A 20956-nucleotide genomic window follows, 5' to 3' on the forward strand; every position below is an offset into this window, starting at 1 on the left:
CCGCGGTGAGCTTCACCCACGCTCACGGCGACGTGCGCGAGGACGGTCCGCGTCCGCGCGACGCGAACGCCCCACGCGCCGCGTGCGAATCGCCCCCGCGCCGAGTTTTCGGGCCCCAGCGGTGTCGACCGCGCGACACCACCCACCTTCGCGAGGCACGCCCGGAGCGCGCCGGAAACCACGTCCGGAGCCTCGCCGGAGGGGCCTTCCGAGGGCCTCCCGCGGGGCGTGCCGGCGGCGCTTTTTTCAAGCGCTTTCGCACGCCATTCCGGAAGCACCTGAATGTCAGACCCCACCCGTAGTCTGTGTTCCACGAGGCACCGAACCCGCAGTCACTTCTCCCCGGAACCTCTCCGCCCGAGCGCGGGGGGCGAAGCCCTCTTTTCGACAGGTTTCCGCACGCCATGGAACAACGATTGGCCACCATCATTGGAAATGCAGTTCGCGCGGCGCGGCAGCGGCTGGAGCTCACCCAGGCCGATGTGGCCGAGCGCGTGGGCATCGCCACCGAGGTGTACGGGCGGCTGGAGCGCGGTCACATGCTCCCCAGCGTCCGCACGCTGAGGAAGCTGTGTCTGGTCCTCAACTGCTCCTCGGATGTGCTGCTGGGCATGACGGCCGGCGTCGAAGGCGCGCCCACGCTCGCCGAGGACCCGCCGGAGTACCGCGAGCGTCCCGAGGTCCGCCGGCTCTTGCGCACGGTGCGCAAGCTGGACGCGCCCCGGCTGCGCTTGCTGGGACAGGTCGCCAACGCGCTGGAGTCGTGAGCGCGGCGGCGCCGCTCGCGCTCGCCCATTCCCGTCACGTGGAAGACGGCGAGCGCGGGCGGAATCAGCACCGGGGCGGGGTGGACCCGGGTTGAAAGCGATGCCAGCGAAGGACGCTCGAGGTTGCGCGTTTTCGCAATCGCTTGGCGCATGGAATGAAGCGGCGAGACAGGGGCGGGCCTAGCTTCGTGCCCCATGACTCGCCCCCTCCCCGCCCCCGCTCTCGACCTGCCGCAGCTCGCGGTACACGCGCTGTGGTGGGCGTGGTTGCCTTCCTTCCTCTGGAGCTGGGACCACCTGGGCGCCTGGGGCCGCGTGGGCATGTGCGCCGTGGGCTGGGCGGTGATGTTCTGGAACTACGCCGTCCTGCACAACCACATGCACGTGAGCATCGCGAAGCCGCGCGTGCTGCACTGGCTGGTGTCCCGGACGCTGGGCATGGCGTGTGGGTTTCCCTATCGCGGCTACTACATCCACCACTTCAACCATCACCGGTACAACGACGGCCCGGGTGACTGGGGCCAGCGCAAGCCCGGCGAAGGCGTGGTGCGTTATTGCCTGCGCTCGGCGCTGACGCCCTGGTTCTGGCCCTTCGAGGCCGTGGCCAACGTCTGGCGCTGGGCCAGGAAGCGCAACCAGCGCCTGGAGCTGGCGCTGGACTTCCTCATCGTGGACGGGGCCCTGCTGGCGGTCATCCTCTGGCGGCCCGCCCTGGGCCTGGCGTGGTTCGGCGTGCTGCTGGTGGGCCAGTTCTGCATCCACTGGCTCAACCTGGCCGCCCACTTCGAGACGGACTCCACGCAGCGCGGTGCGTTGGGCACCACGTCCACGTCCCGTCTGTACAACCTGTTCTTTTTCAATGCGGGTTATCACCAGGCCCACCACGTGAAGCCCCAGGTGCCCTGGCGGGACCTGCCGGCCACCACCCGGGAGCTGGAGGGCGTGGCCCTGGTGAGGCCGGAGCTGGTGACGGGACTGTCGCCCATCAATCCCCGCTGGGTGCTCCAGGTGGCGAAGCGCTATTCTGCCGAGCCGTGCGATCGGCAGACGGCGTCGACGATTACTTCCGGGACCCCCACGGCCGTTACCTAGTCGGGGAAGGGTTCCTGCACTGGTACGCCTCGGCGGACCTGTGCGGCTTCATCCTGTGGGGACGCCCCGCGGAGGCGCACGTGCGCAGGCTGGTGCACGTGCTCGACGTGGAGCTGGCCCCCGCGGCGCCCCATGCCTCGCTGGTGGACGCGCGCCGGCTGGAGGCGGCGGACCCCGCGGCCTTCGCGGTGCTCGTGAAGTACATGCAGGCGCGCGAGAAGTCCTTCGGCACGTCGGTGCAGCGCCAGGCGCTGGTGCGTCCGGAGGGCGTGGCGGGCGCGGTGGTGGGCGGCTTCTACACGCTGTTGACGGGCGCGTACCCCAGCAAGGTCTTCACCGAGCCGGCCGCCGCGCTGGCGTGGCTGGGACAGCCCGAGGCGCGCGCCGCGCCGCTGCTCTCCAAGCTGAATGACCTGGTGGCCGAGGCCACCGGCCAGTCGCCGCTGCTACGCGAGCTGCACCAGGCGATGAAGGGCAAGCTGCCGGACATCAACCTGTCGGACGTCGCCCGGGAGATGGGCATGTCCGAGCGCACGCTGCAGCGCCGCCTCAAGGAGGCCGGCACGTCCTTCCAGGCGGAGCTCAACGCCGTGCAGGTGCGCATGGCCCAGGGGCTCCTCTTGGAAACGGACATGAAGCTCACCGCCGTCGCGGTGGAGGTGGGCTGCGCGTCGCTGCAGCACTTCAGCAGCCTGTTCCGCAAGCTCGTGGGTGAGTCCCCCAGCGCGTGGCGCGAGCGGCAGCTGGGCAAGTCCTCGTCGGAGTCTGAGCCGGACAAGGCCGCCGAGGAGCCCATCGCGCCCACCGGCACCGAGCCCGCGAAGTCGTAGCCGCCCGCGTCCTCAGGCCGGGGGCTCCTTCTCGGGGACGGCGGGCAGGTGCAGCGTGAAGCACGCGCCGCCATCGGGGCAGTTGGCCACGGTCAGCGTGCCGCCGACGCGGGCCAGGTACTCGCGACACAGCGCCAGGCCCAGGCCGGTGCCCTTGCCCGGGGCCTTGGTGGTGAAGAACGGCTCGAACAGGTGCGGAAGAACAGCCTCCGGAATGCCCGGCCCGTTGTCCTCCACCTCCAGACGCACGCCCCCCTCCACCCGCGAGGCCCTGAGCACGATGCGCGCGGCGCGCGAGGGCCGCACCCCGTCCAGCGCGTCCGCCGCGTTGAGCAGCAGGTTCAGCACCACCTGCACCAGCTGACGCTGGCCCAGCCGCACGCGCACCAGGTGCGGCTCCACCTCGCGCACCACCTGCCCCAGGCTGCGCAGCCGCACCGACGCGAGCCGCTCCGCCTCGTCGAGCGCCTCCGCCACGCTGCCCGCCTCCTCCGCGTCCGACGCGTCGCGCGAGAAGCGGCGCAGGTCCGTGACGATCTGCTCGATGCGCAGCACGCCCTGCCGCGTCTCCCACAGCACCCGGCGCAGGTCCTCCAGGTCCTGCACGCCCTCGCCCGACACCTCCTCCAGGTAGCCCAGGTTGGACTTCACGTACGCCAGCGGGTTGTTCACCTCGTGCGCCACGCCCGCGGCCAGGCGCCCCACCAGGGCCAGCCGCTCCATCTCCGCCTGGCTGCGCACCGCCTCTGCGCGCAGGTGCTCGCTGCGCGCCAGCTGCTCCAGCGCCGCCAGCCGCGCGTTCACGGCGTCGCGCTCGGTGTCGCGCATCCGGCGGAACTGCTTGCAGCTGAAGACGGCCACCCAGGCCAGGAAGAAGAAGAGCGTCACCTGCCCGACGAGCCGCTGCTCGGAGACGTCCGAGTGCCACGACGCCACCAGCATGCCCACCAGCGTCAGCACGACGGAGGCCCACACCGTCACCACGTCCCCCGGCGCGAAGACGGCGATGATGAGCGGCATCGCGAAGAGCAGCGGGTACAGCGTGCTCGACAGCCCTCCGGTGAAGTGGATGTCCAGCACCAGCGCCACCATGCTGGCCACGCCCGTGACGACGCTGGCGCGATGCACCGTCACCCACCGCGAGCCCATGGCCGCGGCCGTGCCCACGAGCACCGCCGCCCACGCGATGTGGACCACGATGACCGCCGGGATGAAGCCGCCGAAGAGCAGCGGGTGCGTGCCGAGCGACAGCAGCAGCACGCACGCCGAGACGATGAAGCCCCGGCGCTTCAACCCGACGTGGGCCGCGAGCTCCGAGGGCGAGGGACTGGGTACGACGGGTTGATGCACGGGGCCGCCTACTCCAGGGCTCGCCGCGCCGCGGGACGCGCCAGGTGCCGCTCCACATAGGCGCGCAAGCCGGGGAAGTCCTCCAGCAGCCCCATGCTCCCGCCCCACTCCAGGATGGACGTCATCACCACGTCCGCCGCGGTGAAGCGCTCGCCCACCAGGAACGTGCGCCCCTGCAGCCGCGACTCCAGCATGCGCGCGATGTCCGTGAAGCGACGACGCCCGCGCTCCGCCTCGCCCACCACCTGCTGCTCCTCCGGCAGGAAGCGGCTGTGCGCGGAGTACGCGGACAAGGGCGGCTCCATGGTGGACATGCAGAAGAACATCCACTGGTAGTACTCGGCGCGCTCGGGCGAGCCGAGCGGCGGGGCGAAGCCCTGCTCCAGGTACTTGTCCGCGACGTGCAGCAGGATGGCCGCCGACTCGAAGATGGGCTGCCCGTCATCCTCCAGCGCGGGCATGGAGCCCATGGGGTGGATGCGCAGGTACTCGGGGCTCTTGTGCTCGCGCTGGAGCACGTCCACCGGCACCAGCTCGTAGGGAACGCCCAGCTCCTCCAGCAACCACCGGGGTCGGGTGGCCCGGGTGTTCCGCGCGAAGTAGAGCTTCATCATCGTCGTGACGACTCCGAGGTGGCGCGCCTCAACCGACGGGACTTGCCGAGCCGAGGAGCGCCGCGGGAGCTTCTCATCTCCTCCCGCCCCCCGGGTGCGGGGATTATCGGGTCCGGGCACACGTGCCGCAGCTTGCATCCCCTGCACTCGGCCCCGCTCCACACCGCCTCGTAGAGCGCCGTCACCCGGTCGATGACGTCGAAGTCCTCCGTGACGAAGCCCAGCTCGAAGTTACGCACCGCGTCGCCCTTGGCCCCCAGGCCCGCCCCCGTCAGATTCGCGCTACCCAGATAGGTCCACGCCCCATCCACCACCACTGCCTTGAAGTGCACGCGGGGGCAGACCTTCAGATTCAAGCCACCCTTCACCAGCCGCGCCCGGGCATCGAACGCCGCGCGGAACGGGCGGCTCGGCAGCTCCGCGTGCAGCAGCCGCAGGGACACGCCCCGGGCCGCCAGCCCGTCCAGCACGTCCACCAGCGGCACGAACTTCCCCTTCGACTCCACGTACATCGCCTTCACGTTCGCCGTGGCCAGCCACACCGACTCGCGGGCGTGGAGCAGCTTCTCCAGCACCACCTCCCGGTACAGCTCGCTTCCGGACAGCAGCTCCGTCTGGATGGGACGCATGGCGGACATCATCTCACACCCACCCACCACACTCCAGGTGCCGGCCAGCGGAAATGACCTTTGGTCACTTGACGGATGACCTGAGGTCACCTACCACTGAGGGCATGGTCAGCGATTCCGGGGAGCAGGTGGGGCGGGTGGCACCCAAGCGCGCGCGCAAGGACGAGGACAAGGAGGCGCGCAGGCGGGTGCTGCTGGACGAGGCGCTCGCACTCTATCAGGCGACCTCGTACTCCGAGGTGAAGATGGCGGACGTGGCCGAGCGGGCCCATCTGGCCAAGGGGACGGTGTTCCTCTACTTCCCGACCAAGGAGGCGCTGTTCCTCGCGCTCCTGGAGGACCTGCTCTTCGCCTGGTTCGCCCGGCTGGAGGCGAGGCTGGGCACGGTGGAGGGGGCGTGGACGGGGCCGTGGCTGGCGCGCGCGGTGGCCGAGTCGCTGGAGCCGGAGCTGTCGCTGACGCGGCTGCTCGCGATGCTGCAGACGGTGCTGGAGCAGAACGTCTCCGTGGAGCAGGCGCGCCGGTTCAAGGAGCGGCTGTTGGAGGCGATGGCGCGCACGGGCGCGCTCCTCGAGTCGCGGCTGTCCTTCCTGCAGCCGGGTGAGGGCGCCCGCGTGCTCGTGCACCTGCACGCGCTGGTGACGGGCCTGCGGCAGATGGCGGACGTGGCGCCCGTGGCGCGCGAGGTGCTCGCCCTGCCGCACATGGCCCCCCTGCGCATCGACTTCACCGCCGAGCTGACGACGGCGCTCACCACCCTCTTGCGCGGGCTCGAGGCCCGCTGAAGCACCCACCGGATTTCATCGAGGAGCCAACCATGCTGGAGCTCGTCCCCGTTTCCACCGAGTCCAAACCCCAGGCCGACGTCGCGCGCCTGCAGGCCGCGTTCGACGCGCTGCGCGCCAACCGCTGGGCCCTGTCGCGCACCACCGCGGCCGAGCGCGTCGCGAAGCTCAAGCGGCTGCGCGAGGCCATCATCGCCCGCCGCGACGAGCTGGCCGAGGCCATCCACCAGGACTTCCGCAAGCCCGCGCTGGAGGTGGAGCTGACGGAGATCCACCCCACGCTGGAGGAGCTGAACCACACGGTGAAGCACCTGTCGTCGTGGATGAAGCCCACGCGCGTGGGCACGCCCATGCTGCTCGCGGGCTCGTCGGCGCACGTGCGCTACGAGGCGCGCGGCGTGGTGCTGGTGCTCTCGCCCTGGAACTATCCCTTCCAGCTCTTGATGGCGCCGCTCATCGCCGCCATCGCCGCGGGCAACGCCGTGCTGTGCAAGCCCAGCGAGAAGACGCCGCACACCGCGCGGTTCCTGGCGCGGCTGGTGCGCGACGTGTTCCCGGAGAACGAGGTGGCGCTGTTTGAGGGCGGCGCGGAGACGGCGGAGGCGCTCTTGCGGCTGCCGTTCGACCACTTCTTCTTCACGGGCAACCCGCGCATCGGCCGCAAGGTGATGGAGGCCGCGGCGCAGCACCTGGCCAGCGTGACGCTGGAGCTGGGCGGCAAGTCGCCCGCCATCATCGACGAGTCCGCGGACGTGCAGGCCGCGGCGGAGCGGCTGACGTGGGGCAAGTTCCTCAACAGCGGCCAGACGTGCGTGGCCCCCGACTACATCTTCGTGCACGAGTCGAAGCAGCAGCAGTTCGTGGACGCGGTGAAGGCGGTCATCACGCGCTTCTACGGTGAGACGGAGGAGGCCCGGCAGGCGAGCCCCGACTTCGCCCGGCTGGTGGAGCCGGCGGCGTGGCGGCGGGTGAAGGACCTGGTGGACCGCACCGTGGCGGCGGGCGCGAAGGTGGAGATGGGCGGGGTGGCGGACGGGCCCTCGCGCTACATCTCGCCCACCGTGCTGACGGGCGTGACGCCGGCATGCCCATCATGGAGGGCGAAATCTTCGGGCCGGTGATGCCGGTGATGACGTTCCGCTCGCGGGACGAGGTGTACGCGCACATCCAGCGGGGGGAGAAGCCGCTGGCGCTCTACGTCTTCAGCCAGGACAAGCGGGCCATCGAGGACGTGTTCCGCAACACGACGTCCGGCGGCGCGGTGGTGAACAACGTCCTCATCCACGTGGCGAACCCGAACCTGCCCTTCGGCGGGGTGGGCATGAGTGGCCTGGGGCACTACCACGGCGTCTACGGCTTCCGGACCTTCAGCCATGAGCGGGCCGTGTCGGTTCAATGGATGAAGTCGCTCGCGTCGGTGTTCTTCCCGCCGTACCGCGGAAAGGCCCAGGACTGGGCCTCCCGCGCGACGCGGTTGTTGGAATAGGGCAGCCAGCCTCGAGGAGCCGGGATGCGCGTGGTGAAACAGGAGGAGGAGCTGGTGCCCCAGGGCCTGCGGGAGGCGTTCGAGCGCCTGCGGGCCCGCCGCTGGGAGGTGGGCAGGCGCGGCCCCGGTGAGCGGCTCGCCCGCCTGGAGAAGCTCAAGGCCCTCATCCTGGAGCGGCGCGAGGCGCTGGCCCAGGCGCTCCACGCGGACTTCCGCAAGCCGGCCGCGGAGGTGGAGTCGACGGAGGTGCTGCCCGTGCTCATGGAATTGGAGCACGTACGTAAGCACCTCAAGGGGTGGATGAAGCCGCGCAAGGTGACGACGCCGCTGGTGCTCACCGGCACCTCCAGCCACGTGCGCTACGAGCCGCGCGGCGTGGTGCTGGTGATGGCGCCGTGGAACTACCCGTTCAACCTGCTGGTGGCGCCGCTGGTGGACGCGGTGGCGGCGGGCAACACCGTGCTCTGCAAGCCCAGCGAGAAGACTCCGAACACCTCGCGCTTCCTGGCGCAGCTCGTGCGCGACACGTTCCCCGAGGACGAGGTCCACGTGGTGGAGGGCGGCACGGAGGTGGGCGAGGCGCTCTTGCGGCTGCCGTTCGACCACTTCTTCTTCACCGGAGGGCCCCGGGTGGGGCGGCGGGTGATGGAGGCGGCGGCGCGGCACCTGGCGGGCGTGACGTTGGAGCTGGGCGGCAAGTCACCGGCCATCCTCGACACGTCCGCGGACCTGGAGGCGGCTGCGGAGCGGGTGGCGTGGGGCAAGTTCCTCAACGGCGGCCAGACGTGCATCGCGCCGGACCATGTCTGGGTGCATGCGTCCCAGGAGGAGGCGTTCCTGGCCGCGCTGAAGGCGGCGGTGGAGCGCTTCTACGGGCGCACCGAGGAGGCGCGCCGGGCGAGCGCGGACTTCTGCCGGATGGTGGATGACGGCGCCTTCGCGCGGGTGCGCGGGCTGCTGGACCGCACGGTGGCGCAGGGCGCGCGGGTGGTGGTGGGCGGGAGCGTGGACGCGCAGACGCGCTTCATCGCGCCGACGGTGGTGGCGGACGTGACGCCGGACGCGCCGCTGATGGAGGAGGAGATCTTCGGGCCGGTGTTGCCGGTGCTCCGGTACGAGTCGCTCGACGAGGTGGTGGCGCACGTGCGCGCGGGCGGCAAGCCGCTGGCGCTCTACGTGTTCAGCCAGGACGACGCGGCGGTGGAGCGGCTCATCCAGGAGACGAGCGCGGGCGGCACGTGCGTCAACACGGTGGTGTTGCACAACGTGAACCCGCACCTGCCCTTCGGGGGCGTGGGCCACAGCGGGCTGGGCGCGTACCACGGCGAGGCGGGCTTCAAGGCCTTCAGCCACGAGCGCGCGGTGCTGCGGCAGGGGCGCACGTCGCTGGCGCACCTGTTCTTCCCGCCGTACACGGGCAAGGCGCGCAAGCTGGCGCGACTGGCGAGCCGGCTGTTCGAGTAGCCGGCCCGCCGTCTCACGGGTGCCTCAGGTGCGCAGGCCGGGGGCCTCGTGGCCGGTGCGCGCGACGTACTCGGTGTAGCCGCCGCCGTACTGGTGGATGCCCTCGGGCGTCAGCTCCAGCACGCGGTTGGACAGCGCGCCGAGGAAGTGCCGGTCGTGCGAGACGAAGAGCATGGTGCCCTCGTAGCGGGAGAGCGCCGTGATCAGCATCTCCTTCGTCGCCATGTCCAGGTGGTTGGTGGGCTCGTCGAGCACCAGGAAGTTGGGCGGGTCGAAGAGCATCTTCGCCATGACCAGACGCGCCTTCTCGCCACCGGAGAGCACGCGGCACTTCTTCTCCACCTCGTCGCCGGAGAAGCCGAAGCAGCCGGCCAGCGCGCGCAGCGAGCCCTGACCGGCGCGGGGGAACGCGTCCTCCAGCGACTGGAACACGGTGCGCTCGCCGTCGAGCAGGTCCATGGCGTGCTGGGCGAAGTAGCCGAGCTTCACGCTGCCGCCCATGGCCACGGTGCCCTGGTCCGGCGTGGTGGAGCCGACCACGAGCTTGAGCAGCGTGGACTTGCCCGCGCCGTTGATGCCCATGACGCACCAGCGCTCGCCGCGGCGCACGAGGAAGTCCATGCCGTCGTAGATGCGCTTCTTGCCGTAGGCCTTGTGCACGGCCTTGAGGCTCACCACGTCGTCACCGGAGCGAGGGGCGGGCTGGAACTCGAAGAGCACCGTCTGGCGGCGCTTGGGGGGCTCCACCTTCTCAATCTTCTCCAGCTTCTTCACGCGGCTCTGCACCTGGGCGGCGTGGGAGGCGCGGGCCTTGAAGCGCTCGATGAACTTCAGCTCCTTGGCGAGCATGGCCTGCTGGCGCTCGTACTGGGCCTGCTGCTGCTTCTCGTTCTGGGCGCGCTGCTGCTCGTAGAAGTCGTAGTTGCCCGAGTAGGTGGTCAGCGTGCCGCCGTCGATCTCCACCATCTTGGTAACGATGCGGTTCATGAACTCGCGGTCGTGCGAGGTCATCAGGAGGCCGCCCTCGTAGCCCTTGAGGAAGCCCTCGAGCCAGATGAGGCTCTCCAGGTCCAGGTGGTTGCTCGGCTCGTCGAGGAGCATCGCGTCCGGGCGCATGAGGAGGATGCGGGCGAGCGCCACGCGCATCTTCCAACCGCCGGACAGGGCGCCGACGTCGCCGTCCATCATCTCCTCGCTGAAGCCCAGGCCCGCGAGAATCTCGCGCGCGCGGCCCTCGAGGGCGTAGCCGCCCAGTTCCTCGAAGCGTCCCTGGACCAGGCCGTAGCGCTCGACGAGCTTCTCCATCTCGTCGGCCTTGTCGGGGTCGGCGAGGTCGGCCTCGAGCTGCTTGAGCTCGGCAGACACGGTGCTCACGGGGCCGGCGCCATCCATGACCTCGGAGACGGCGCTGCGGCCCGACATCTCACCGACGTCCTGGCTGAAGTAGCCGATGGTGACGCCGCGGTCGACGGCCACCTGGCCCTCGTCGGGGTGCTCCTGGTCCGTAATCATCCGGAACAGCGTGGACTTGCCAGCGCCGTTGGGGCCGACGAGGCCGACCTTCTCCCCCTTGTGGAGAGCGGCCGAGGCCTCGATGAAGAGAATCTGCTGGCCGTGCTGCTTGCTGATGTTGTCGAGACGAATCATGTGCGTAGGGGGTGCCCGGAGAAAGCGGGCGCGGCGCCCTTATGCCATGGGGGACGCCAGAGGAGGACTGTTCCGAACCTCCGGCAATCGCTTCCCATGCCCGAGGGCGGCCAGCCAGGGTGGCGCACGCCCCCGGGCCGGGAGGGAGACCTACATGGGGCGGGGGGCCGCGTTCCGCCGTGAGCGGATTCGCAGGCTCGCATCCTGGGTTCGCGGCGGAGGGCCGGGTCCACTAACCTCGGGCCTGATTGGGAGGGAGTCGATGCGCGACACGCGACGTTGGCGGACACGCTCCGCGACCCCGGAGGATGTACTGGCGTTGCTGCGCGCGAAGCTCGCGCACGACGCCGCGCTGGATGCGAGCGTGGAGGAGGACCCGCCCCTCGACTTCGAGACGCCACTGTCCCATTGGGAAGCAGCCCTGGATGCTGGGTTCCGGGACTTCTGGCTCGGATGGAAGCCGCTCGCGGCCTGGCTCCAGTCGTGGCTGTACGTCGAGGTTCCACCGCATGCGCTCGACGCCGCCCTGCGCGCGCATCGCGCGCCGACGATGGGACATCTGTGTGAGTTCCTCGCGCCGCGGCTGCGGCTGCCCGTCCTCGAGCCCCTGCGCGTGGCGGGGACGTCCTGCCTGACGGCGGGTGCCTTCATCACCTTGCGGACCGCGCTGCTGGGCGCGGGGCTCCCCGTCGCAAGAGCGCGCCCGTCCACACCCCTGTCCTTCCAGAGCTGGCAACAGCTGGCGACGTTCCAGGACGTCGTGGGGCTGCTTTCACCCCGGGCGCTCCCTCGCGTCGAAATCCCGTCCACGCCCTTTCGCAGGGCGAGCCTCGGGCTCTTCGTCCTGGCGCTCGTGAGCACCGCCGCGGGCTACCGCCTGGGCTCCATGCCCCTGTTCGTCGGTGGGATGTCGGCGCTGTTGGGGGTCATCATCGCGGCGTGGCTGAGGCCGGGCCCCGCGCCCGGCACGGCGCGCTTCCCCGGAGTCACGACGCTCGGAGACGTGGCCCGCCTCCTCGCCGCGTCCGCCAGCACGCGGTGAGCACCGCGTGACACGCGATGGGACCCGAGCACTCGCGTGCCCGGTCCTCACATGACCTCACGGCGTGATGACGAGCCGGATGGGGTTGCCCTCCTTGCTCACCAGCCGCTCCACGCCCTTGGCCACGTCCTCGAGCGGCAGCGTCGCCGTCACCGAGCGCGACACGTCCAGGCGCTTGCCGCCCACCAGCGCCACCAGCTGGTCCAGGTGCTTCTTCTCGTAGCCCAGGTGGCCGAGCAGCGCCTGCGAGCGCACGCCGAAGTTCACCCCCGCGCCCAGCTGGATGGGCTCCGGCGACAGGCCCACCATCACCGCGCGCCCGTTCCGCCCGAGGCTCATCGACGCCTGCGCGAGCACCACGTTCGCGCCCACCAGGTCCACCGCCACATCCAGCCCCATGCCGTTCGTGTGCTGGAGAACCTGTTTGCGCACGTCCGGCGCGCGCGGGTCCAACGCCACGTCCGCGCCGAACTCCAGCGCCCGCTTCCGCGCCGCCTCGTTCGTGTCGAACGCGAGAATCGGCGTCGCCCCCATCATCCGCGCAATCTGCACCGCGTGGACTCCCAGCCCACCGATGCCCCACAGGCCCACCGACTGCGCGGGCCGCAGCTGCGCGGTCTCCACCAGCCCCGCGTACGGCGTCGCCACCGCGTCCGCGAGAATCGCCGCCTGCTCGAACGGCAGATGGTCCGGAATCGCAGACAGCACGAAGTAAGGCACCACCACGTACTCCGCCCACGCACCGTCGTAGTGGAAGCCCATGATGTGGAAGTCCAGGCACTCCGCCGGTTGCCCGTTGGAGCACCTCGCGCAACGTCCACACGGCTTGCCGCCCGCCATGGCCACGCGCTGCCCCGCCGTCCAGCGCGGCACCCCCACCCCCACCGCGTCGATGACTCCCGAGGACTCGTGCCCCGGCGTCACCACCGGCAGCGGCGACTGCAACGAGCCATCCAGCAGATGCGCGTCCGACAGACAGATGCCGCACGCCTTCACCTGGACCCGCACCTCGCCGGGCCCCGGCTGGGGAACGGGGACGTTCGTCACCGTCAGCGTCTTCGTCGCCGTATCGAAGCGCGCCGCCCGCATCGTCCGCTGGTTCGCGTCTGCCATCGATTGACTCCTCTGCGCCACGCCTCGGCCACACACACGCGCGCGCTCAAGCTCGGAAGGCGCCGAACCTAGCACGCGAGATTCATCCGCTTCGCCCTGTGCGGGCCAATGGAGTGTGAGCACACAATTCCACGCTCACGCCGCGCGAGGAGCAACTCACGCGAGACCCTCTCCCCTCGTCGTGCGTTCCGAAGTAGAGCGAGGCCGACATGAACCTGAGCGCGACGAAGCAGGTCATCGAACACCTGGTGCAACACGGCGGACGCGGCAAGGGCTGGTTCCACCAGCACCAGGACCCGCGTCCCCTCGATGCTCAGTCCATCAACGCGCTCACCCTCCCGGACGCGCGTCCACTCCCACCCAGCCTCCGCGAGTGGCTCGCCTTCGATGCGAGCTGGTTTCGCCTGGCGAAAGGCACCCCACCCGAGCTGGAGGTCCGACCGCTGCGGGACATCCTCACCGGTTGGTCCCGGGCCATGACCAAGAACGCACCGGCGGCGGAGTCCTTCACGGAGGAGCAGCTGGTCCAGGCCTGGGTGGACCTGCTGCCCGACCCCACCATGGCGAACGCGCTCGCCCTGGAGCTCTTGCCCTCGGGGAGCCAGGAGCACCTGCTGCTCTTCCACAAAGCGAACCGTCGCGGCGAGTACCCCGTCCTCGGCTGCCACAACCGCTTCGAGTTCTGGCTCAAGTACAAGAGCTTCGGCGACTACCTGTCCCACTACTTCGGACTGTCCGAACCCGACTGAGCGGCCCGACAGCCGCGCCCCTCCGGCACAGGACGGGCGCGGCTCGGGACGATGGGTCAGAAGCAGTCGTTGCCCGGATACGGCGGGCCGAAGCCGTCGATCACGCTCTCGACGATGTAGTAGCTCACCGGGCCGTAATAGCTCGCGTCGCCGTAGCAGGTCTTGATGTCCACGCGAGAGAAGGGACTGCCCGAGCGATACAGCACGCCGTCGAGGTAGACGGCGAGCCCGGGGCTGTACGTCCCGTACGTGCCCTCCACGGTCAAGTAGCCGTCGAAGATGTTGTTGCAGAAGGACTTGATGCCGGAGCCGTCGTGGCAATCGAAGTACTCCTTGACGAAGGCCGGCCCGAAGCCGGAGCGCTGGTACACGCGCTTGCCATTGACGTAGATCTGCGTCAGCGAGCTCTGGGTGTCCTGCGCCGACCAATAGCTCACCAGCGCGTCCGTGTCGGCGAACGGCCCATCATGCTGCGCCATGGCGGGGGTCGCGACGGCCAACGAAAGCACAAACGCTGCGAGGAACTGCTTCATGAAGACTCTCCTTGAGAGGAACCGAGCATCGGTGTCGGTCGGAGGCAGGTATAGGGAATGGGCGGCAGGGGGGCTCGGCCGAGGGTGCACGGGGATTCGGCCGTGGGCGCTGGGAGTGTCGGAGGTGGGTGGGAGGATGCGTGCCACGACATCTGGGGGCGGCACTTGCGCACAGTCTTCTCGACGGACGGGGTCTCCGAGCAGCAGCGGCATGAGTACTGGCAGGAATTGGCGAGCAAGGTGCTCCTGGGACTGAGGACGGAGCACAAGTCCTCCTCCAGTCCCTTCTTCGGGCGGCTCGACCATCACGACGCAGGACCGCTGGGCGTGACGTACCTGCACTCCTCGGCCCAGAGCGTCTATCGGGGGGAGCCGGAGATCGCCCGTGCCCCACGCGAGTGCTACTACCTCTGCATGCAGGTGGAGGGCGTCTGCCGACTGCGCCAGGGACGCGAGGAGCGGTACTCCCACCCCGGTGACGTGGAGCTCTTCGATGGGACCCGACCGGGAGAGCTCTCGTTCGACGCGGACTACCGCCGCATCGTCATCGTGGCGCCCTACTCCACGCTGCGGCCTCGGCTCTCACGTCCGGATGACCTGGTGGGCAGCGTGCTCCATACCCAAGAGGGCGTCGGGGCCCTGGTCTCCGCCTACCTGCGCGCCTTCGCGGTGAACCAGCTCGCCGAGCCCGTCGCGGGCTCCGTCTCGGACAACCTGCTCGAGCTGCTCGCCCTGGCCTTCAACACCCAGGGCCGGACCCTCCAGACCGACGCCGCGAGCGTGCGAGAGGCCCGGCGACATGCCCTCCGCCTCTATGTCGAGCGTCACCTCGCGGAGCCCTCGCTGAGCCCGGCGACGGCCGCCGCCCACTTCCGCATGTCCACGCGCTACCTGCATGGACTGTTCGCGGAAGGCGGCGAGAGCTTCATGCGCCAGGTCCTCTCGCGCCGCCTGGAGCGCTGCCGCCAGGCGCTCGAGGACCCCGACATGGACGCGCGCGGCATCGCGGACATCGCCTTCAGCTGGGGCTTCGTGGACCTGACGCACTTCGGCCGCGCGTTCAAGAAGGCCTACGGCATGACGCCCCGGGACTGGCGTCACGAACACGCCCGACCGCGGGCATGACGCTCGCCGAGGTCCTTGCCAACAAGCCCTGGCGCGCTCCCAGCCCAGCACGGGCGCGCCGGGTGGCGTAGAGTGGCCCGCCGTGCTGACCGTCGACCCGCATCCGTCCCTGGACACGCTGAGCTTCACCACCACCTTCCCCGCGTCGCTGGGCGCGTCGCCCTCGCCGCAGTGGCTGGTGGCGCTGCTGAGGTCGGACGCGGCCGCGCCGCTCTCCAGCGACGACACCGTGCGCGGCGCCGTGCGCGACATGCTCCGCCACGGCGGCTACAAGCCCACGGGCCGGGGCAAGCCCGCCTCCGAGTACCTGGTGCGCGCCGCGGGGGAGGGCTCGCTCGGCAGCATCAACACGGCGGTGGATGCGTGCAACGCGGTGTCGCTGCACAGCGGGCTGCCCATCAGCGTCGTGGACCTGGACCGCGCCACCCAGCCGTTCCGCGTCGGCATCGCGCCCGAGGGCGCGCAGTACGTCTTCAATGCCTCCGGCCAGAGCATCGACCTCGGGGGCCTCTTGTGCCTCTTCGACGCCGAGGGCCCGTGCGCCAACGCCGTGAAGGACGCGCAGCGCACCAAGACGAACGCGGACACCCGCCGCACGCTCACCGTGCTCTGGGGCGCCAAGGCCCTGGGAGACCGCACCGCGCGCGCCTTCGCGTGGTACCGCGAGCTGCTGGAGAGAGCCGGCGCCACCGTGGAGCGACTCCCCTGAGCGCCCTGGACCTGGCGCGGCTGCTCGCCGATGGCGCGCGCTCGCTCTCCGCGGCCTGGGGACGCCCCGTGCTGCTGACCGAGCCCCAGGTCCTGCGGACCCAGTCGCGCTGCCACGTCGTGCGCGCCCGCGTGCGCGGCGGAGACGTCACCAGCGTCGTGCTCAAGCACTTCCATCAGGACCTGGTGCTCGGGCTGGATGAGTGGGCGGGGCTGGAGCTGCTCGGCCGGCACAACCTCACCATCGCCCCGGGCCTCATCGCGGGCAGCGTCGACTCGCGGCTGCTCGTGCTCCAGGACCTGGGCCTCGGCCCCACGCTGGAGGACCTGCTCCAGGGGGACGACCCGGAGGCGGCCATCGGCGGGCTGCTCGCCGTGGCCCGCCTCACCGGGCAGCTCCACGCGCGGACCTGGGGCCTGCATGGGGACTTCGACATGCTCCGCCATGCGCTGAGCCCTCGCCCCGGGCGCGTGCGCATCGAGAACGCGCGCTATCTGCTGGAGCACGTGGACCGGCTGCGACGGTGGACGGACGCGGTCGACGCGGAGCTGGAGCCGGGGACGCAGGAGGACCTGGAGCACGTGGCGCGCGAGCTGGCCGAGCCCGGTCCGTTCCTCGCGCTCACGCATGGGGACATGGCCCCGGGCAACACGTTGTTCACCGCCAGCGGCCCGCGGCTGCTCGACTTCGAGTACTGCGGCATGCGCCACGCGCTGTACGACGCGCTGATGTGGCTGCTGGTGGTGCCGCTGCCCGATGAGCTCATCACGCGCGCGGACGTCACGTACCGCATCACCCTGGCGCCCTCGTGCGAGGCGGCGCGCATCGACGCGACGTGGCTGCGCGCCCGCGCGCTGCTCGCCACCGCGCGCACGGTGAACATGTTCCAGTGGATGTCGCCTCGCGCGCTGGAGCGGGACAGGGAGTGGGCGCCCGGGTTCTCCGAGCGCGCCGCCCTCTTGCGTCACCTCGCTCGCGCCCGGGCGCTGCGGGAGGACGTGGACCCGATTCCCGCCCTGTCACGCACCCTGGATGCGCTCGAGGAGCGCCTGCTGGAGCGCTGGGCCGGGACCGGCTCGTTCACCTGGCCCGCGTTCCGGTAGGCGCGCGCCACCTCGGGTGTCATGGGGCCAGCCGCAGGGCGTGCACCCGCTGGAACAGCTCGCCGAAGCGTCGCTCCTTGAAGGCCTGGACCAGCTCGGGATGGCGGCCCTGCTTCAGCTCGCACAGGTAGCGGTACTTCGCCACGTGGTATCCGGCCACCACCCAGGCGAGCTTCAGCGCCCTCCATCCGCCGCGCCACAGCGCTCCATGCAGCAGGCCATCTCGCAGGAGGTGCGCGGGGCGCTGGAGCGACGCGGGCTTGGACGTGCGCCCTTCCACGAACGCCATCACCGCCCAGAGCAGCGCGTAGCGGTGCTCCTTGGCGGAGCGCAGGGAGACGGACGTGGCGAACCGGTGCTCGATGAACGCCTGGAGCCGCTGTGCACGTCGGCGAGGCAGCGCTTCATGGACAATCATCTCCGGACGCCAGGCGGCCACCTCCCTGCGCAGGAGGCGCGAGCGCCAGTGCGTGCGGTACAGGAAGCGCTGACCGTCGACCTCGGCCCAGTCGCGCAAGGGCAGACGGTAGACGGCCTCGCGCGGGTGGCTCTCCCTCCAGCCGACGATGGCTCGCACGGCGTCGGCGTCCAGGTGCTCGTCCGAGTCCAGGAAGAAGACGTAATCGGAGGGCCTCAGCGAGGCGACGGCCGCGGCCCGGGCGGCGCCATATCCCTCCCAGGCCATCGACACGGACCTCACCCCCATGCGCCGGGAGATGTCCGAGGAACCGTCCGTGGACATGGAGTCCACGGCCACGACGTCGTCACAGACAGCCAGCAGGCTCTCCAGGCACCGGGGCAGCGTGTCCTGGTTGTTTCCATGAATGACGAATCCGGCGAGTCTCACGAACCCACCACCTCTCATGCGGCCAACCTCTCGCCCCCGGCCGGCAGAGTCCCCGAACCCTACCTGCGTCCAGCGCGTGAAGGGAAAGGGGTGAGGCCGACGAACTGCATCGTGAGCAACGATTCATCGGCATGAGGCCCTCCCGGGCCCTGGCCTCCGGCTCACTCGCGGACGCGGATGACCAGCTTGCCGAACGGCCCCCGGTCCAGGTGCGCCAGGGCCTGGGGGAAGTCGCGCAGCGGGTACGTCGCGTCGATGACGGGCGCCACGCGCAGCGTGTCCACCGCGCGGACCAGGTCCTCGAGTCCCCGGCGGTGTCCCACGAGCACGCCCTGGATGATGCCGTGGCTCCGGAGCAGCGGGAGCGCGGGGAAGCGCATGTCGAAGCCCTCCAGCACGCCGATGAGCGAGATGCGTCCGCCTGACGCGAGGGCGCTGGCGGAACGCCCCAGGTTGTCGCCGCCCACCAGCTCCAGCACCTGGTCCGCGCCACGTCCGCTCGTCAGCTCCAGCACCTCCTTCTCCCAGTCGGGGGTGCGGCGACGATGGATGCCATGGGCCGCGCCCAGCGTCTTCGCGCGAGCCAGCTTCTCGTCGTCTCCCGAGGTGACGATGACGCGCGCGCCGAGCGCGGAGGCGAGCTGCACGGCGAACAGCGACACGCCCCCGGTGCCTTGCGTCACCACCGTCTGTCCGGGCCTGAGCGCACCTTGCTCCACCAGGGCCGTCCACGCGGTGAGCCCCGCGCAGGGCAGCGTGCTGGCCTGGGCATCATCGAGCGTCCTGGGCGCGGCGACGAGCCAGCCCTCGGGCATCACGACGTACTCGGACAACACGCCGGGGACGCTCCCTCCCAGGGCTCGCGGTGCGCGAGGAGGTGGGCCGTCCACCCAGTCCGTGTTGAAGGCCGCGAGCACGCGCTCGCCCACCCGGACCCGCGAGACACCCGCGCCGGTGGCCACCACCTCCCCCGCCATGTCGGAGGTGGGCACGAAGGGCCACGGCACGTCGGAGTATCCGCCTGCGTCCAGGAAGAGCTTCTCGCGGTAGTTGAGGGACACCGCGGACACGCGCACCAGGGCCTCGCCCGCGCCGGGCTGGGGAATGGGCACGCTCGCCAGTTGCAGGTTCACGCGGCCCGGCTTGCGCAGCTCCCACCGCTTCATCACGCCATCCATCGTTGCTGTCTCCAGGGTCATGCCATTCGAGGGCCTGGGGGATATATGGGGGAGGGCAGGTCCCCAGTGGAGAGCTTTGGAGGCTTCACTGGAGACAGGAATTCGCCAATGGGAGGCGTGTCGTGACGGACCGGCTGAGTGGAGTGCTGACCTTCGTGCAGGCCGCGGAAGCGGGGAGCTTCGCGCTCGCGGCGAAGCGACTGGGGTTGTCGCGGTCGGCGGTGGGCAAGAGCATCGCGCGGCTGGAGGAGCGGTTGGGGGCGCGGCTGTTCCTGCGCACCACGCGCAAGCAGGGGCTCACCGAGGACGGACAGGTCTTCTACGAGCGGTGCGTGCGGGCGCTGGCGGAGCTGGAGGCGGCGGAGGCGGAGCTGGACTCGGGGCATCGCGCGCCCACGGGGCGGCTGCGGGTGACGGCCTCGGTGCTGTTCGGTCGTCACTGCGTGGCGCCGCTGCTGGGGGAGCTGGCGCGACAGCATCCGGGGCTCGAGGTGGAGCTGTCCGTGAGCGACCGGGTGGTGGACCTCATCGAGGAGGGGTTCGACCTGGCGATTCGAGTCGCGCCCTTGTCGGACCATGCGGGACTGACGGCGCGGCGACTGGGCGTGCAGAACATGGTGGTCTGCGCGTCACCCGCGTATCTGGCGCGACGTGGTCGACCCAAGTCCCTCGATGATTTGGGGAAGCATGAGGCCGTGCTCTACGGACGGCAGGGGACAACCAAGCCCTGGCGGTTCCCGGACCCACGGGGAGGTGAGCGGCTGGTGTCGATGCGAGGGCGACTGCGCTTCGATGACCTGGAAGCCATCGCCGACGAGGCGGTGAGGGGCGCGGGCCTCGCGTGGCTGCCCTGCTGGCTGGTCGCGCCGCGATTGAGCAAGGGAGAGCTGACGCTGTTGCTTCAGGAAGAGGGGCGACACGGGAATGAAGTCTTCGCCGTGTGGCCGCAGAACAAGCACCTGCCCTCGAAGGTCCGCGCGGCCATCGACCTGCTCGCCGCGCGCATCCCCGAGATTCTGTCCGCCGGAGAGGCCCGTGGGAAACTGCGCTCGCGCTCTCCGCGGGCGGCGCCCCCGTCACGAGATGGCAATCGTGGGAGATAGGTCGTCCGCCTGAAGGGACGCGACAAAGGCACCGAAGTCTTCGGCGATGAAGAAGAGCTGCTTCCCATCGGCCTGCGCGGAAGCATCCCAGAAGAAGACGCCGCCCGGAGCATCGCCTCCGGCGGCTAGACAGATCTTGTCGGCACCCTCTGTCGTCCCGATGGGAAGGAGCTTCGTCGGAATGCGCTCCTCGAACACGCGAAGGTTCCAGTCCAGATTGCACGACTCGATGGAGTCGTTGAGACCGAAGAACAGGTGGACACGAACCAACGCCCCCCAGGAAGACCTTCGACACTGAAGAGGTCCCGCACTGGGCGCCCCCATTCGTGGCGAGCAGGAAGTCTCGGTACTCGCCTGGGAGTTGGAAGCCGTGCGACGCCTCGAAGGCGCGGACCGTGTCCTCATCCAATGGGGGCCCTCTTTCGAGCGTCTGTACGAACTGCGACATGGCTGCGCACGGTAGTCCCAGTCCCACGCTGTTCGACTACTTCAATCCGACTCCAGTCTTCGTCGATTCACTCCACTCAGGGAATGCCTTGTCCCGGAGCTGAGGCTCAGGAGTGTCTTTGTACCGCTCGAAGACCTGCGCGGATTGTCGCGCGATATTCCCCAGACGACCTGCGCCCGCGTACGCCTTGAAGTTGCTGATCCGCATCTTCATGCTTCCCAGCTTGATTCCTCGTTGCTCCGCGATGGCAGCCATGTCACACGGAAGCAGGGCTGTACCGAATCGATAGAGATAGAAGGCGACGATATCGTCAGCCTCGCTCCACTCATGATTGCTCATTCC

General features: G+C 70.1%; 21 protein-coding genes and 2 pseudogenes. 12 read left to right on the forward strand and 11 right to left on the reverse strand.

Features of this window, described 5'->3' with window-relative positions:
* Window positions 1-404: 404 nt before the first annotated feature.
* The 3 genes from OWM54_RS17645 to OWM54_RS17655 all read left to right on the forward strand — a co-directional run bounded on the left by OWM54_RS17645 (window position 405) and on the right by OWM54_RS17655 (window position 2689).
* Window positions 405-767, forward strand: coding sequence for a helix-turn-helix transcriptional regulator (locus OWM54_RS17645; RefSeq protein ID WP_046710788.1), 363 nt, complete (start codon window positions 405-407; stop codon window positions 765-767).
* Between the two features lie 195 nt (window positions 768-962).
* Window positions 963-1859, forward strand: coding sequence for a fatty acid desaturase family protein (locus OWM54_RS17650; protein WP_267698262.1), 897 nt, complete (start codon window positions 963-965; stop codon window positions 1857-1859).
* A gap of 80 nt (window positions 1860-1939) precedes the next feature.
* Window positions 1940-2689, forward strand: a complete 750-nt coding sequence (locus OWM54_RS17655; protein WP_223749182.1) for a helix-turn-helix transcriptional regulator — start codon at window positions 1940-1942, stop codon at window positions 2687-2689.
* A gap of 12 nt (window positions 2690-2701) precedes the next feature.
* Here the strand turns inward: OWM54_RS17655 and OWM54_RS17660 are convergent, their stop codons facing one another.
* The 3 genes from OWM54_RS17660 to OWM54_RS17670 are packed head-to-tail and all read right to left on the reverse strand — an operon-like array spanning window position 2702 to window position 5282.
* Complete coding sequence (locus OWM54_RS17660) at window positions 2702-4039, reverse strand: sensor histidine kinase (RefSeq protein ID WP_267698263.1); 1338 nt, start codon at window positions 4037-4039, stop codon at window positions 2702-2704.
* Window positions 4040-4047: 8 nt separating this feature from the next.
* On the reverse strand, window positions 4048-4653 hold the full coding sequence (locus tag OWM54_RS17665) for a glutathione S-transferase family protein (protein WP_141328883.1): 606 nt from the start codon (window positions 4651-4653) through the stop codon (window positions 4048-4050).
* Complete coding sequence (locus OWM54_RS17670) at window positions 4650-5282, reverse strand: phospholipase D-like domain-containing protein (protein ID WP_223749180.1); 633 nt, start codon at window positions 5280-5282, stop codon at window positions 4650-4652. The genes OWM54_RS17665 and OWM54_RS17670 overlap by 4 nt, the downstream gene beginning before the upstream one ends.
* A 104-nt stretch (window positions 5283-5386) precedes the next feature.
* Here OWM54_RS17670 and OWM54_RS17675 point away from each other — a divergent pair, with 104 nt between their 5' ends.
* The 3 genes and pseudogenes from OWM54_RS17675 (at window position 5387) to OWM54_RS17685 (ending at window position 9017) form a co-directional block, all read left to right on the forward strand.
* Window positions 5387-6067 carry a TetR family transcriptional regulator gene (locus tag OWM54_RS17675; RefSeq protein ID WP_267698264.1) on the forward strand — a complete coding sequence of 227 codons (681 nt, stop codon included), beginning with the start codon at window positions 5387-5389 and terminating at the stop codon, window positions 6065-6067.
* A 32-nt stretch (window positions 6068-6099) separates the two neighbouring features.
* A pseudogene (locus OWM54_RS17680) lies at window positions 6100-7553 on the forward strand (aldehyde dehydrogenase family protein).
* Window positions 7554-7577: 24 nt separating this feature from the next.
* Window positions 7578-9017, forward strand: a complete 1440-nt coding sequence (locus tag OWM54_RS17685; protein ID WP_267698265.1) for an aldehyde dehydrogenase family protein — start codon at window positions 7578-7580, stop codon at window positions 9015-9017.
* A gap of 24 nt (window positions 9018-9041) precedes the next feature.
* Here the strand turns inward: OWM54_RS17685 and OWM54_RS17690 are convergent, their stop codons facing one another.
* A complete protein-coding gene (locus OWM54_RS17690; protein WP_223749176.1) occupies window positions 9042-10664 on the reverse strand; it encodes an ABC-F family ATP-binding cassette domain-containing protein in 1623 nt (540 codons plus the stop codon).
* A 262-nt stretch (window positions 10665-10926) separates the two neighbouring features.
* Here OWM54_RS17690 and OWM54_RS17695 point away from each other — a divergent pair, with 262 nt between their 5' ends.
* A complete protein-coding gene (locus OWM54_RS17695) occupies window positions 10927-11706 on the forward strand; it encodes a hypothetical protein (RefSeq protein WP_267698266.1) in 780 nt (259 codons plus the stop codon).
* Window positions 11707-11763: 57 nt separating this feature from the next.
* Here the strand turns inward: OWM54_RS17695 and OWM54_RS17700 are convergent, their stop codons facing one another.
* Complete coding sequence (locus tag OWM54_RS17700) at window positions 11764-12819, reverse strand: zinc-binding dehydrogenase (RefSeq protein WP_267698267.1); 1056 nt, start codon at window positions 12817-12819, stop codon at window positions 11764-11766.
* A 209-nt stretch (window positions 12820-13028) separates the two neighbouring features.
* On the opposite strand from OWM54_RS17700, the gene OWM54_RS17705 reads away from it, so the two are divergent.
* The gene (locus OWM54_RS17705; protein WP_267698268.1) at window positions 13029-13568 is read left to right on the forward strand and encodes a hypothetical protein; all 540 of its coding nucleotides are present in this window, start codon (window positions 13029-13031) and stop codon (window positions 13566-13568) included.
* A 56-nt stretch (window positions 13569-13624) separates the two neighbouring features.
* Here the strand turns inward: OWM54_RS17705 and OWM54_RS17710 are convergent, their stop codons facing one another.
* Window positions 13625-14101, reverse strand: a complete 477-nt coding sequence (locus tag OWM54_RS17710) for a hypothetical protein (protein ID WP_141328899.1) — start codon at window positions 14099-14101, stop codon at window positions 13625-13627.
* A 165-nt stretch (window positions 14102-14266) separates the two neighbouring features.
* Between OWM54_RS17710 and OWM54_RS17715 the strand changes: the two genes are divergently transcribed.
* The 3 genes from OWM54_RS17715 to OWM54_RS17725 all read left to right on the forward strand — a co-directional run bounded on the left by OWM54_RS17715 (window position 14267) and on the right by OWM54_RS17725 (window position 17038).
* Window positions 14267-15226 carry a helix-turn-helix domain-containing protein gene (locus OWM54_RS17715; RefSeq protein WP_223749172.1) on the forward strand — a complete coding sequence of 320 codons (960 nt, stop codon included), beginning with the start codon at window positions 14267-14269 and terminating at the stop codon, window positions 15224-15226.
* A gap of 82 nt (window positions 15227-15308) precedes the next feature.
* The gene (locus tag OWM54_RS17720; RefSeq protein ID WP_267698269.1) at window positions 15309-15935 is read left to right on the forward strand and encodes a phenylalanine--tRNA ligase beta subunit-related protein; all 627 of its coding nucleotides are present in this window, start codon (window positions 15309-15311) and stop codon (window positions 15933-15935) included.
* 68 nt (window positions 15936-16003) lie between these two features.
* Window positions 16004-17038, forward strand: coding sequence for a phosphotransferase (locus OWM54_RS17725; RefSeq protein ID WP_267698270.1), 1035 nt, complete (start codon window positions 16004-16006; stop codon window positions 17036-17038).
* A 19-nt stretch (window positions 17039-17057) separates the two neighbouring features.
* Here OWM54_RS17725 and OWM54_RS17730 read toward each other — a convergent pair whose 3' ends face one another.
* On the reverse strand, window positions 17058-17885 hold the full coding sequence (locus tag OWM54_RS17730) for a glycosyltransferase (RefSeq protein ID WP_267698271.1): 828 nt from the start codon (window positions 17883-17885) through the stop codon (window positions 17058-17060).
* Between the two features lie 161 nt (window positions 17886-18046).
* The gene (locus tag OWM54_RS17735; protein WP_267698272.1) at window positions 18047-19063 is read right to left on the reverse strand and encodes a zinc-dependent alcohol dehydrogenase family protein; all 1017 of its coding nucleotides are present in this window, start codon (window positions 19061-19063) and stop codon (window positions 18047-18049) included.
* Window positions 19064-19185: 122 nt separating this feature from the next.
* Here OWM54_RS17735 and OWM54_RS17740 point away from each other — a divergent pair, with 122 nt between their 5' ends.
* Window positions 19186-20166 (forward strand): LysR family transcriptional regulator, encoded by a 981-nt coding sequence (locus OWM54_RS17740; RefSeq protein WP_267698273.1) that lies wholly within the window; start codon window positions 19186-19188, stop codon window positions 20164-20166.
* Here OWM54_RS17740 and OWM54_RS17745 read toward each other — a convergent pair.
* The 3 genes and pseudogenes from OWM54_RS17745 to OWM54_RS17755 form a co-directional block, all read right to left on the reverse strand.
* Window positions 20140-20364, reverse strand: a complete 225-nt coding sequence (locus tag OWM54_RS17745; RefSeq protein ID WP_267698274.1) for an SMI1/KNR4 family protein — start codon at window positions 20362-20364, stop codon at window positions 20140-20142. The genes OWM54_RS17740 and OWM54_RS17745 overlap by 27 nt on opposite strands.
* A 154-nt stretch (window positions 20365-20518) precedes the next feature.
* Window positions 20519-20614, reverse strand: a pseudogene (locus tag OWM54_RS17750) (hypothetical protein); the annotation flags it as partial.
* Between the two features lie 36 nt (window positions 20615-20650).
* On the reverse strand, window positions 20651-20953 hold the full coding sequence (locus OWM54_RS17755) for a hypothetical protein (protein ID WP_223749165.1): 303 nt from the start codon (window positions 20951-20953) through the stop codon (window positions 20651-20653).
* Window positions 20954-20956 lie beyond the last annotated feature (3 nt).

It is taken from the genome of Myxococcus sp. MISCRS1, from assembly GCF_026626605.1.
Taxonomy (GTDB): domain Bacteria; phylum Myxococcota; class Myxococcia; order Myxococcales; family Myxococcaceae; genus Myxococcus; species Myxococcus fulvus.

What these genes read in the sequence shown, in the direction of transcription:
- OWM54_RS17645 (WP_046710788.1), top strand. Translation starts at nt 405, where the DNA reads ATGGAACAACGATTGGCCACCATCATTGGAAATGCAGTTCGCGCGGCG.
- OWM54_RS17650 (WP_267698262.1), top strand. Translation starts at nt 963, where the DNA reads ATGACTCGCCCCCTCCCCGCCCCCGCTCTCGACCTGCCGCAGCTCGCG.
- OWM54_RS17665 (WP_141328883.1), bottom strand. Translation starts at nt 4,653, where the DNA reads ATGATGAAGCTCTACTTCGCGCGGAACACCCGGGCCACCCGACCCCGG.
- OWM54_RS17670 (WP_223749180.1), bottom strand. Translation starts at nt 5,282, where the DNA reads ATGCGTCCCATCCAGACGGAGCTGCTGTCCGGAAGCGAGCTGTACCGG.
- OWM54_RS17675 (WP_267698264.1), top strand. Translation starts at nt 5,387, where the DNA reads ATGGTCAGCGATTCCGGGGAGCAGGTGGGGCGGGTGGCACCCAAGCGC.
- OWM54_RS17685 (WP_267698265.1), top strand. Translation starts at nt 7,578, where the DNA reads ATGCGCGTGGTGAAACAGGAGGAGGAGCTGGTGCCCCAGGGCCTGCGG.
- OWM54_RS17690 (WP_223749176.1), bottom strand. Translation starts at nt 10,664, where the DNA reads ATGATTCGTCTCGACAACATCAGCAAGCAGCACGGCCAGCAGATTCTC.
- OWM54_RS17695 (WP_267698266.1), top strand. Translation starts at nt 10,927, where the DNA reads ATGCGCGACACGCGACGTTGGCGGACACGCTCCGCGACCCCGGAGGAT.
- OWM54_RS17700 (WP_267698267.1), bottom strand. Translation starts at nt 12,819, where the DNA reads ATGGCAGACGCGAACCAGCGGACGATGCGGGCGGCGCGCTTCGATACG.
- OWM54_RS17705 (WP_267698268.1), top strand. Translation starts at nt 13,029, where the DNA reads ATGAACCTGAGCGCGACGAAGCAGGTCATCGAACACCTGGTGCAACAC.
- OWM54_RS17710 (WP_141328899.1), bottom strand. Translation starts at nt 14,101, where the DNA reads ATGAAGCAGTTCCTCGCAGCGTTTGTGCTTTCGTTGGCCGTCGCGACC.
- OWM54_RS17735 (WP_267698272.1), bottom strand. Translation starts at nt 19,063, where the DNA reads ATGGATGGCGTGATGAAGCGGTGGGAGCTGCGCAAGCCGGGCCGCGTG.
- OWM54_RS17755 (WP_223749165.1), bottom strand. Translation starts at nt 20,953, where the DNA reads ATGAGCAATCATGAGTGGAGCGAGGCTGACGATATCGTCGCCTTCTAT.